Annotated in this window: 13 protein-coding genes and 1 pseudogene; 2 read left to right on the forward strand and 12 right to left on the reverse strand. The window is 42.6% G+C overall.

The annotated features are described in order from the left end of the window. Positions 1-71: 71 nt before the first annotated feature. Genes BAZ21_RS12945 through BAZ21_RS12955 form a run of 3 tightly spaced genes read right to left on the reverse strand, consistent with a single transcriptional unit; the run spans position 72 to position 1,979 of the window. A complete protein-coding gene (locus BAZ21_RS12945) occupies positions 72-710 on the reverse strand; it encodes a sugar O-acetyltransferase (protein WP_068501016.1) in 639 nt (212 codons plus the stop codon). Between the two features lie 54 nt (positions 711-764). Continuing rightward, a complete protein-coding gene (locus tag BAZ21_RS12950; RefSeq protein WP_068501019.1) occupies positions 765-1,148 on the reverse strand; it encodes a VOC family protein in 384 nt (127 codons plus the stop codon). A gap of 33 nt (positions 1,149-1,181) precedes the next feature. Further along, positions 1,182-1,979 carry a Cof-type HAD-IIB family hydrolase gene (locus BAZ21_RS12955; protein WP_068501022.1) on the reverse strand — a complete coding sequence of 266 codons (798 nt, stop codon included), beginning with the start codon at positions 1,977-1,979 and terminating at the stop codon, positions 1,182-1,184. 658 nt (positions 1,980-2,637) lie between these two features. Between BAZ21_RS12955 and BAZ21_RS29630 the strand changes: the two genes are divergently transcribed. Continuing rightward, positions 2,638-3,279 (forward strand): SDR family NAD(P)-dependent oxidoreductase, encoded by a 642-nt coding sequence (locus BAZ21_RS29630; RefSeq protein WP_084011619.1) that lies wholly within the window; start codon positions 2,638-2,640, stop codon positions 3,277-3,279. Beyond that, positions 3,258-3,326: a hypothetical protein gene (locus tag BAZ21_RS29395; protein WP_256020996.1), complete on the forward strand. Its 69-nt coding sequence runs from the start codon at positions 3,258-3,260 to the stop codon at positions 3,324-3,326. The genes BAZ21_RS29630 and BAZ21_RS29395 overlap by 22 nt, the downstream gene beginning before the upstream one ends. An 89-nt stretch (positions 3,327-3,415) precedes the next feature. On the opposite strand, the gene BAZ21_RS12965 is transcribed toward BAZ21_RS29395, so the two are convergent. From BAZ21_RS12965 to BAZ21_RS13000, 9 genes and pseudogenes are all read right to left on the reverse strand, one after another. Next, complete coding sequence (locus BAZ21_RS12965; RefSeq protein ID WP_068501026.1) at positions 3,416-4,639, reverse strand: MFS transporter; 1,224 nt, start codon at positions 4,637-4,639, stop codon at positions 3,416-3,418. A gap of 196 nt (positions 4,640-4,835) precedes the next feature. Then, on the reverse strand, positions 4,836-5,441 hold the full coding sequence (locus BAZ21_RS12970; protein WP_068501028.1) for a DUF1349 domain-containing protein: 606 nt from the start codon (positions 5,439-5,441) through the stop codon (positions 4,836-4,838). Between the two features lie 354 nt (positions 5,442-5,795). Then, on the reverse strand, positions 5,796-6,800 hold the full coding sequence (locus BAZ21_RS12975) for an ROK family protein (protein ID WP_068501031.1): 1,005 nt from the start codon (positions 6,798-6,800) through the stop codon (positions 5,796-5,798). Positions 6,801-6,948: 148 nt separating this feature from the next. Beyond that, on the reverse strand, positions 6,949-7,593 hold the full coding sequence (locus BAZ21_RS12980; RefSeq protein ID WP_084011621.1) for an NAD(P)H-binding protein: 645 nt from the start codon (positions 7,591-7,593) through the stop codon (positions 6,949-6,951). Between the two features lie 529 nt (positions 7,594-8,122). Next, entirely contained in the window at positions 8,123-9,163 is a 1,041-nt protein-coding gene (locus BAZ21_RS12985; RefSeq protein ID WP_068501035.1) for an NADH:flavin oxidoreductase, read from the reverse strand. A 98-nt stretch (positions 9,164-9,261) separates the two neighbouring features. Then, positions 9,262-10,284 (reverse strand): NADH:flavin oxidoreductase/NADH oxidase, encoded by a 1,023-nt coding sequence (locus BAZ21_RS12990; protein WP_068501038.1) that lies wholly within the window; start codon positions 10,282-10,284, stop codon positions 9,262-9,264. A 418-nt stretch (positions 10,285-10,702) separates the two neighbouring features. Further along, positions 10,703-11,068 carry a nuclear transport factor 2 family protein gene (locus BAZ21_RS12995; protein ID WP_068501041.1) on the reverse strand — a complete coding sequence of 122 codons (366 nt, stop codon included), beginning with the start codon at positions 11,066-11,068 and terminating at the stop codon, positions 10,703-10,705. Positions 11,069-11,270: 202 nt separating this feature from the next. Further along, a pseudogene (locus tag BAZ21_RS30235) lies at positions 11,271-11,442 on the reverse strand (NADH:flavin oxidoreductase); the annotation flags it as partial. 29 nt (positions 11,443-11,471) lie between these two features. Next, positions 11,472-12,116, reverse strand: coding sequence for an SDR family oxidoreductase (locus tag BAZ21_RS13000; protein ID WP_068501043.1), 645 nt, complete (start codon positions 12,114-12,116; stop codon positions 11,472-11,474). Positions 12,117-12,132 lie beyond the last annotated feature (16 nt).

The following is a 12,132-nucleotide window of genomic DNA, read 5'->3' on the forward strand; positions in this document are numbered from 1 at the left end:
GACCATGTTCTTGTCCTTAACGACAAAGAGAGCAAGCTCTTATCCCGACTTGCTCCCTTAAAACATGGTTTCTATTTCATCACACGGCAATCCGCCATGACTTCTGGTCTAAAGTACATACTGTCCGATTCTGTGATTTTGCGAATCACTCTGCATGGTACACCTGCAGCAAAAGAGTCCTCCGGGATATCGTGGGTCACCACGCTTCCTGCACCAATTACGCATCGGTCTCCGATGGTAACACCTCCGCATACAGTCACATTGGCTGAGAGCCACACATCGCTTCCGATGGTGACAGGCTTGGCGTAGCACAGAGACTTGGGCTCTCCGTTTTGATCAAGCATCTGCCGACGTTCCGAGGCGATGAACGGGTGGATGGGTGTAACAATCGTCACATTCGGTCCAAAATTGGCATTATCACCAATTGTAACCCTTGCATCATCTTGCACGGTAAGATTGTAGTTGCCAAAGAAATGATCACCGATTTCTGTATGAACACCATAATGGAAGAAAATTGGTCCCTGTATGAAGCAATTGTTTCCCTTGCGACCAAGTAGCTGCCTCAGTAACGCTTCGCGTTCCTCTGTTTGATCCTCAAACGTGCGGCTATATTGACTGCTAAGGTTGTGGTCACGGAGTTTCATAGCCTTCAGTTCCGAATTGCTTGGACTAAATAAAATTCCCTTGAATATCCGTTCTTCTTCAGTCATGTTTTCAACTCCTGTTAATATCACTATGGCAGTACAAAATTAGATTTAGAATAGTTATTCCGTAATTTCAATTTGAGTATTTTCAGGTCCTAAAATGCAACTTTCGTAATAGCCATCACCTGTTGTACGAGGGCCATTTAAGATGGAATAACCAGCTTCTACTAGCTGCTTTGTTAATAGATCGACTTTTTCTTTGCTTCCCACACTAAACGCTAAATGGGTCAAGCCTGTCTGCATCAACCCCTTATATCCATCCGTCATATTCGGTCTATTCATAATTTCTAACCTTGCCCCATCATCGAAGGTGAGAAAATACGTTTTCAATCCTGTTTTAAAGTTATAGTATAGCTCATTTGATTTGGCGTTAAAAAATTGAATATAAAATTGTTTGTTAAGCTCTAAATCATTTACATAGATGGCAATGTGTTCAATTTTCATTTTTTTCACTCCTTTTTGAGTCTATTCTTAGACCTATAAGTCCATTATTTTCTGGATCGTGAGCAGTACGCCATTTTCTTCATTAGATTTGGTAATGAAACTTGCCGCTTTTTTGGTGTTCTCACAAGCGTTGCTAACCGCAAAGCTGTATTTGGCAATGGCCATCAGTTCCACGTCGTTTTCCCCGTCCCCAAATGACATCGTTTCTTCAAAGGTTACAGCTAGCATCTCTTGCAGTTTTTTGACCGTTTCGCCTTTGTGGGTATGCAATGCTGTAATATCAAGCCATCTGGGCTCTGAATCCACAATGTAGATTTGTCCACCTAACCTCTGTTCCACTTGCTCTCGCAATGCGCTGCTCCGACCTTCAATATCGTAGACCGTTATTTTGATGAAACGGCTATCAATTTGTGAGAAGGAGTCGATCTTGATGACATGCTCATACGAGCCTTTAACGACGTTGAACATATCTTCGGGAATGGAAGAATGTACGTATGCCGCATCACTCGTGCATACAATAAGCGTCATGTTTGAGTCGAATCGTTGAATCTCTTTGATGGCCTGCAGAGCGAGATCCCGATCGATACTGAATTCCTTTACTACTTCTCCATCTTTCTTGATCCGGGCAGCGCTGTCCCCAAGAATCCATATTCCTTTGCCATGTTCCCCGAACAATTTTTCTACGCGCTCGCATTGTTTTCCAGTACATGCAACGAACGTAATCCCCTTCTGCTGCATTTCTGCATGAACTTGGTTAAACAGATCGATATCAAACAATCCCTGATTATTGAGAAACGTCCCATCCAAATCGGTTACCACGAGTTTAATCATAAATAAGTCCTCCGTTATTTGTAGTTGTTGTTTGTAAATACGAACCAATCAAGGCACATAAGGTCAGGATACATTGCGTCAATAATTCCATACAAACTAGCCCCTTATATTAATTTAGTGATCAAATACTTTATACAAACACTTTATAATGAATATTTACAAAGTGTCCATAAAAATAAAGTGGCGAAAGCCATGGTTTGTCAATGATACTCCTCGAGGAACTATCTGCTACAACACAAGTGTATTTTATGTAACTGGTTTCATGTCAACATCCTATTTTTTTGTTCCAAAATAACGAATTTATACAATAACTCCCTACTAAAAATATAGGTCATGATGGTCCCGGTAGCAATAATCATGGATACCAAGCCTGACTAACCCACGGAAGAATTGATCTCTGGTCATGCTTATGCAGTTCCTTGACCAGAGAGTTTATCGTAATAATGCTTAGTTTGGTCAGTGGCGCTAACTGAGGTTTTGCTGCCGTTTCAAGCCACTCAATCTCCACATTGGATATTCCTTCCATGAAATTTAGTTTACAGACTGCCGACAGTGTTCTCATAAACCAGAAAGTAAAAGAAGTATCCCGTGGTAACACAAATATTCAAGGTCAGGTACAGCATGATCAATTCCAGCCATCTGACATGAGTTTGGAACAATAGATGCATTAGTCAACAATGCTGGTTATGCATTAACAGGTCCTTTTGAGATTTCTACGGATGAACAAATTCGTAGAGAGTTTGAAGTGAACGTATTTGGAATATTTAATACAACGAGAACTTTCTTAAAGCATTTCCGTGAGAATAGAAAAGGAACGATTGTAAATATTGGTTCTATGGCAGGCAAAACGACCCTGCCTTTGATTTCTACCTATAATTCGTCTAAATTCGCAGTAGAGGGTTTTACAGAATCATTGAGCTATGAGTTGAGCAGCCTTGATATAAAAGTAAAATTGGTCGAACCTGGTTCGATGACAACGGATTGTACTGGGCGATCGATGGATTATGCCCAATCCGAAACGATCACTGACTATGAAGGGTTTTCAAAAAAATTCCTTGAGGCTGCAATGAACGAGAATGGGCAACTCACTAGCCCACCGGTGATCGTAGCAGAAGTTATTCATGAAGCTGTCACTGATAATACAGATACTTTAAGATACATTGCAGGAGAAGATGCGAAGCAAATGATTTCGTTGAGAGAAGCCAATGGCGATGAAGCATATGTTCAAATGATTAAAGAGAAATTATTTGGTTTGGTCATTCCGCATGCCTACTTCAGATCGACGGGAAAACCATATTAATCGATCCGATGTTAGGAAAGATTGGGGTGAAGAAAATTGTGGCCTAGGAAAGGGAGCAAGTTCTTAATGTTTGTCTGGGTAAGAACTTGTTCCCATAAAACAAAAAAGCCGCTAAATTAGCGACTTTTTAATGGGACTATGTTTTTGCCAAATTCTTCGTTTTGTTGCCTTTAATTCCAATCGGTTTGGCTGCATCGGATAGCAAACCGGCTAATACAACGCCAATAAGGACTACAACCATTGCATTAAGAAGTCCATAATGTTCACCTAAAAAACCTAAAACAGGAGGACCGACCAGAAAGGCAAGATATCCTGTAGTAGCCACTGCTCCTACTTTTGCAGCTGCACCCTGAGGTTCATCTCCTGCAGCAGATAATCCAACAGGAAAACCAAGTGAAGCTCCAAGCCCCCAGAGCACAACACCGAAAGCAGCGACGAGATAATGTTGTCCCCAGATGACCAGCACAATGCCAATAGCTGCCAGAATCGCGCTGACCTTCAATACAGGAACTCGCCCAAACTTATCCATTACAAAACCTCCGGTGAAACGGCCGATCGTCATGGCGGCAACGAATAATGCGTAGATATAGGTGCCGATGTTGGAACTGACATTGTAACCATCCACAATAATCAACGGTAACCAGTCATTTGCTGATCCTTCCGCAAATGCCATGCCGAGTACAATGAAGCCAATGAGTAAAATCCGTCTTTCTTTCCATACAGCAAGTTGCTGTTTCAAGGTGGAACCTGACTTCTCGGTTGTACTCGTCTCTTCTTTGCCTGTAGCTGCCGGTAAAAAGCGATAAAAATATAACGTTGCTAATGCAATAAGCAGAGACAACACACCAAAATGGAGAGCAACAGGAATATGTGTTGAAGCAGCTACACTACCAATGGCAGCACCTACAAGTGTACCCGCACTAAACGAACCATGAAATGCAGGCAGGAGGGTCTTGTTTAGCTGATGTTCAACTGTAGAACCTTCTACATTTAGTGCAACCTCTGCCGCCCCATGGCCGCAACCAAAGATCGCAAGTCCCCCAAAAACCACACTGGTTGATGTTAGTGAAGTCCCTGTTGCTACAATAATAAAACCTGTCAAAATCATAAATGAGCTTCCCAAGATGACTGAGCGCGCACCTAAACGAGAAATAATATGTCCTGTGCTAAGTAAACCTATTAAAGAACCGGCTGCTAATCCAAAAATAATAGTTCCCATTTCAGCCGTTGAAGCTTGCAAAGAATCACGAACAGCAGGTGTACGGGATACCCAGGAAGCAAAAGCAACACCTGGTAGTGCAAATAACAAAAACAATATGTTACGTACAATCTTTGGTTCAATAAAGCGGACTGCTCTCATAGATAAACTCCTTACTACTGAATTGGACTACGTATGCCTTATGAACTGTTATATCTGATTTTGGCCTTGCAGCACCACGACCACATGATAAAAAACATATGGTGGGCAGTGCCCCCCTCCCCTCCTACTGCAGGCCTGCCATAAGCCAATCCATGTATCCTCACCTCGATAAGATCGTAGTCGAACCACACTTTGTTTATTCTGCTGTAGGATCGACATGAAGGTCTTGATCGGGATTTGTAAAATTCCAGCGAGTAAAGGTGACCTCGAACCCGTCTCGTGTTGGGGAGCAGGCATAGGGTCCTGCTTGATTTCCCGTTGGGTAAGGAAAACGTGCTACACGAATCGTACGCCACGCATGGTGCTTTGTCCGCGCGCGGATAATCACGGCCTCCTTCATCACTGACGCACGAAGCGTAACCTCTTCTCCAGTCCATTCCGGTACTGCAGCAAGCGACCAGTCGGAGTAACCATCCGTCACGACTACAGACAGTTGGGGAATGCCATCATTAATTTCAACCCCGGTTTTAATCCATTGCTCCGGGCCGTGATACAATAAAATGCCAGCCTGATCGTAAAGCTCCGTGAATGACGAGAGCAGAAAAGATACCTCCACAGCAACGTTGCTGTCCCAATCCGTCAACAAAGCGGCGCCATCCTCATATTCAAATCCATAAAAAGTCTTTTTCCAGAAGTCTCTGCCCTTTTCAGGCACAACCTTGAAAAAATCTCCTTCTCTCCTCGCAGACAGGGGTGAATTCAGCCATTTGCCTGCCCCCCACTCTATATGCTTATTCGTCATTAAGTTGTCCTCCTTAAATTAACGCTATCAGTATTCATTTTTTTGATTTGAAGTGCATTATGGGATGGAGGTATCACAAAGACATGTCACTTTTCACCCACTTTTTAAAAGTCTTTTTATAATAGGAATTTAAAGTTGTTCAGTACAAATGTCAAGCTAATTCTACAAAGATGGCAAAATGGGTTGTGATATTTCGATGAGTAATTGAATTAACGTTAATTGCACTGGTGGTACTCGAATTTAGTGTTCTGGGAGAAGCCGATGATCTAAGCAGCGTACTCTTGGTTCAACGCATAACAATGCAACTCACAAAAAACAAATAAAATCCCCGGAATCATATTCCGAGGATGCACGTTATGTAAGGGAGATCAAGTTTGGTTGCAGTTCGTTTAGCGTCATTCTACGCATACCTGTCTCGAAATCCTGTTGAAATGTCTTCTGTAAAATGACTTCAGGATAAGTTGGCATAGGATGACTATTCCTATAAGAATCCCAAATGGGCTCCCAGTCGTCTAGCTCCACTCTGTCCTGGTAAATTACGATCTGATCTGGAGCGAGGACCGCATTTACCGTTTGAATGATCTGACAGATGACATCCACGAACACATTCGTGACCATCTCGCGCGCCCAATCAGGACTATTGGGGAGGAACTTGATTTCGCCAGACATGCCATGTTTGCCTTTGATGATTTTTCCATCCAATATGATGCCCATGCCTGGCGGATACCTGTTTGGAAAGTAAATACCCGCTACACATTGTTCTTCTGCTTCCGCCTGCTTCATAAAATAGCCATTGATCGCGGCGTTTACATCATTTTCGACCAAGACTTTTAATCCAAACTCGGATTCAATTTCTTCAATCAGACGTGAACCCGTCAGCTCTTGGTGGCTGCTGACCGTAATTTCACCGTTGACTACCTGACCTGGAATGCCTATGCCGATGATTTTGATGGAAGAATGCAGCGCAATGAAATGAGCGATAATGTGAAGGAACTGCTGCTTGTCAAAAGCAGGCATCATATACTCTTCCCTGGCTAAGATCTGGTCTTCTAAGTTGACAATCGCTGCTGAAACCAATTCTTGTCCCTGTTTCTCTTTTAGATACAAAACGAGCGCAAGGCTGAAATCGTAATTATAGCGATAGGTCTGCGCAGGTCGACCGCCATTGGATGGAACGATACTATCTGCAAATAACTCTCCCCTCTCATGCAGCACCTTGACCAGAGAGTTTATCGTAACAACGCTTAACTTGGTCAGTGACGCCAACTGAGGTTTTGTTGCCGTCTTGAGTCGTTGCATGACTTCGCGTACATTATTCAGATTGATTTCTTTCATTAAACTGGCGTTCGCTTTTCTCATAAGCCCCCCTATTTGATGTACACATGGAATGGTTCATTAGAAAAAAATTCATTTAAATATGATTGTACATCAATGGCATTTTAATTTCATCTACAGTCTAGCGTCGTTCAATATAAACTTTAATATGAAAAATATAGTTTCTATCAAATCAATAAAAAGATGGCTTTGCCCAATCCGTATTAGGCTCGCTTACTCCCAGACTGGTATGAATGAATTTACCAGTGTTCTCTCCAATAATGTCCATAATCAGCTGGGTTACAGCTTGGCGTGTCACTTCCGCACCTACAAAAGGTTCTCCTTTTTGGGTAATCATATATTTGGTATTCCCTTCCTGGTTATAAAGCCAGGTAATTCTGAGCAGAGTATAATCAAGCCCCGAATTTTCAAGGAGCCTTGCAGATTCAATCTGGGTGCGCATTCTGCTGCTTCCGCCAATCATCCGTCTGTTCCACTCTCCGAAGGCACCAGGCACCTCGTCATAGATGCCGAGTATGGAGGCCGCAATGACTCTTTTCACTCCAGCCTCCTGCATCGCCTCAATAATGGTTCTAATCGATCTGTCATCCCCCATGTCATTGATATAAATAAGGTCGATATCCTTCATCGCTTCAATCAGTTTATTCTTGTCTTGAAAGTCACCCTCAAAGATGACTTCCCGGCTGGCATCTATGACACTTAAGCGCTTATGCCCGTTTCTTGCATAAAGAGTGATGTGATGCCCCGTTTTATTTAGCAGTTCATTGGTCAACATGCGAGCAATTTGGCCGGCAGCACCTAAAATTAAAATTTTCACAATCCATTCTCCTCTTTACATGTAGTGTTCATGGTTTTGGGACTACTTTCTAAACAATTTGGCCATCATGGAATCGTAACAAATGTGAGTGTTTTAACCTTCTTCTTAATTATTCATCAAATGCTAACTCAGCCATTAGCCTATTAGTTTCAAATGGTTGCCTATTCCTATCGCATCCGATAATTTCACATGCGATGAAAATGGTATGTGACAGACCGATACTTAAATTATGTAGAAGCAAGAGCCAAAGGCGGGTTCGGGTTAAACATTAATGAAGCTACTTTGCAGGATCGAGAGTAGAAATACAACGTGAACCTTACGGATGTCACCCCATTTTTCACCGAGTCGATGCTGCTTTAACGAATTTGGCGATGCTGGAAACAAACCTTATGATTGATAAATCTTTGACATAGACCAAGAAAAGCGCACAATCTTCAAAATAAGATTGTGCGCTTTGCAGGCTGTCGAGACTTACTCGACAGCCTGAGGCTGGTATTTTACCAGCCTGCCTTTTGTTCCCTAAAATCGATCAATAAAGTGTTTTAAGTGCTTCAGGAGTGAATGGCACTAATTCGTCCAATCTTCCGTCGCGAATTTTGCTGACCCAATCAGGATCTACCAGCAATGCTCTGCCGATAGCAACCAGATCGAATTCTTCATTTTCAAACTTTTGAACCAATCCCTCGATACTTGCGTTGCCAGCACCTTTTCCTTCGGTGAAGAGTGTCATGAAATCACTATCCAGGCCAATCGAACCAACAGTGATGGTTGGTTTGCCTGTGATTTGTTTGACCCAACCGGCAAGATTCAAGTCAGATCCTTCAAATTCAGGTTCCCAGAATCGACGAGTTGAGCAGTGGAATATATCCACTCCCGCATCAACCAAAGGCTTCAGAAATTGTTTTAGCTCGTCCGGTGTTTTGGCCAATTTAGCTGTATAATCCGTTCCCTTCCACTGCGAAATACGCAACACAATCGTGAAATCAGGGCCGACTGCACTACGACAAGCTCTGACCACTTCTTCAGCAAAGCGAGTACGTGCAATCATGCTGCCTCCGTAGCGGTCTGTACGTTCATTGGTTTTCTCCCAAAAGAACTGGTCAATCAAATAGCCGTGAGCTCCGTGGATTTCGATTCCATCAAATCCAATACGCTTGGCCTCACCTGCCGCTTGTGCAAAAGCATCCACAATCTCATGGATATCGGATTCGGAGTAGTCATTAACGTTGCCCCGTGCGCCCATGTGCCAGATTTGAGGAATAATCTTCCCCCCTGCCGCATGTACTTCGGACACCACGTTTGCCCAACCATTTAATGCTTCTTCACCATAGAAGAAGGGTACATTCTCCTGATTGGATGAATCAGCATGATTAACTACTGTGCCTTCCGTCACGATGAGGCCAACGCTATTTTCAGCTCTCCGGCGATAATATGCGGCAACATCTGGCCCTGGAACACCATTAGGAGACAGATTTCGAGTCATTGGGGCCATTACTACACGATTGGACAAAGTAAGATTTCCCAAAGTAAACGGACGGAATAACGGTTGTACAGACGCAGAATGAGACATAGTAACCTCCAATGTTATTGAGTCTGGTATAAATTGATCCAGCTATACTACGACGACCTGAAAGCATCGTGTAGGTCCAACGCAACACACAGTCTGTCTTAGAATCCTGTAGTATACTGTTTAGGGATTGTAGTTTCTTTTCTTAATTTTGATGCGGCTTCCAGTGCCCAATAAGGATTTCTCAACAACCCTCTACCCACAGCAACCAGATCGGCCTCTTCATTTCCGATAACTGCATTCGCCAAAGTTGGATCATCGAGTCTTCCAACGGCCATTACCGGAATATTCAGAGCTTCTTTGATATCTTTTGCCAAGGGCACTTGATACGCTGCGTGAGTTCCTGGTCTGCCCCATGCAGCTATGGGTCCTTCACCGCCAGATGAAATATCAAACATGTCTACTCCTGCTTTTTGATATTCCTTGGCAAAAGCAATGCTTTCTTTAATGCCATATCCACCTTCTACATATTCTTTGGCGGAAATACGCATCAAGAGCGGCATGTCTTCCGGCATTTCGCCCTTCGCTGCCTGAATGATCTCCCGGCCAAAAAGGGTAAGGTCTTTACCATATTCATCTTCCCGTTTGTTCGTAAGCGGTGAATGAAATTGATGAACCAAATAGCCATGTGCACCATGAATTTCAATGGTGTCGAACCCAGCCTTGACAGCGCGAGCTACAGCAGAACGAAATTTCTCCACCAGTCCTATAACCTCTTCTGTTGCAAGCGCGCGAGGTTGTTTTGAATTTTCATCAAATGCAATGGCAGACGGAGCTACAGGAACTTCAGCATCTTCCGCTTTGCGTCCAGCATGCGCGATCTGAATTCCCACTTTGGCACCATAACTGTGACAAGCATCTACAATTCGTTTGAGAGCAGGAATCTGTTCATCTGACCACAAACCAAGATCATAATCAGAGATACGGCCATCCGGCTCTACATCTGTCATTTCAATCATGATAAAGCCGGTTCCGCCTACCGCGCGGCTAACGTAGTGCATATAATGCCAATCTGTGGCGATTCCATCCTTTTTGTCAACCGAGTATTGGCACATTGGCGACATAACTACGCGATTTTTCAATTCCAAGCCTTTAATTGTATAGGGACTAAATAAATCTTCCATATGAGAAAGACTCCTCTCTGATTTATAATGTTAAGCGCATTAATAAAATGCATGCACACGCATATATTAACATATTTATTTTATTTGTCAACTCTAGGAATGAATTCAAAACTTCAAACTTTGTGAGCATTTTATGTTTACCAGTTCCTTAAAGCTATTTTAAGCCGGAAATCCTTACAATATGCTGCATCACATCTTTTTTATCGGTGCTTCAAGTTCAGGATCAAATGATCCTTTTTTAAGTATTCCTGTCATAATTTGTGCCTATCTAACATTTGGAGCTGTAGTTCAACTTAAGAAAAACACATTTCGGTTATTCAGTACTGCAATCATTAGTAAAATAGCTCGGATCACAGCCACTTTTATGGCATGATTCGAGCTATTATTTATTAAGATTACGAATAAAAAGTCCTTATACTCAATATTGATGGAACACCTTGGAGATTACTTTCCATTCGCCATCTACTTTAAGAAGTGTGTGGTAATCGGCATATTCCACTCCTGGACCTTCCAAAATGACACGTACTACGGCAACAGTAACTGCAACATCAAGAACATCAATTCTGTATTGAAGATCTTTTGACGGTCCCAGCGTGTCAATCAGATCATACAGATTTTGAATAGAACCCTCGCTGAGTTTTCCATCATTCGTGTATCCATACATAATGGCATCTTTATGGAAAGTGGATTTCATCACTTCGCCCTTGCCCACAATGTTCCCTTCGATATAACCATTCATTGCATTTACGATTGCTTCATAATCTTTCAAAGTTGCTCTGCTCATTGTTCAATACCCCTTTATTATTTAGTTGCTTGCGCATGCATTTATAATATTTGGTGCTTAGCATCTTGTCAAGCATCAAAATTCAATACATCTTAATGACAATTCAATGACAATTTCTTTTTTAAGCATAAAGAAATACGAGCCCTTACCTATACTCATAGGCATCCCTGATTTCACCCACTTGGTAAACCGAATCCATCCCATACTCCGTGATTAATTCAAGACGTGTTTTTTCGGGTTGAATGTCTACCGGCTTTGAAAGCATATGAATCTTCCATTCTTAAACCACCTGGCTGGGTTCGTTTCTTAATGACATTCTCTACTTCCTGGACAACCGCAAGCGGAAACTTGAGTCGATTTTCAAGAGTTCCTCCTCATTTGAATTCATGCTTCATCCTCTTTTTCAGATTTTCTTCAATGCATCGACAACTGAAGCGTCACCAGTAATCAGATCAAATGCCCGCTTATAGGTGTTCTTCTCATTTAATGCAGCCACAATAGTAAGAGCTACATCTTTACGAGGGATACTGCCATAGGAGATATTCTCTGCAGCAGCCACTTTTCCCGTACCCGGTTCATTCAAAAGAATCCCAGGTCTTATAATTGTGTAGTTCAAACTGCTGCTTTCCAGCACTCGATCTGCATAATGCTTCGCTATATAATAGGGGAGGATATTGTCATGCCAGTTCTTCCGGTTATTCGCCTGAATTGCACTGACCATAATAAAACGGTCAATGCCTGCTTTTTCAGCCGCTTCAATTGTTTTTCCGGCACCATCAAGATCAATTAACAACGTTTTATCATATCCCGTTTTCCCACCAGAGCCAGCCGTAAACACTATAGCATCACACCCCTTGGCAGCTTCTGTAATGGATTCTACAGTCCCCTCCAAGTCTGCAAGAACCGTTTCAACGCCCTGCTTTTCATATACATCAGCTTGTTCTTGTTTCCGAACCATCGCACGGACTGTATGCTCTTTGTTTTCTTTCAACAGTTGGATGAGGCGTTGTCCAATTTGTCCATTTGAGCCTACCACCAGGACCTTCATCTAATCACTCCTTATT

The sequence above is a fragment of the Paenibacillus kribbensis genome (genome assembly GCF_001705305.1).
Taxonomy (GTDB): Bacteria; Bacillota; Bacilli; order Paenibacillales; family Paenibacillaceae; genus Paenibacillus; species Paenibacillus kribbensis_B.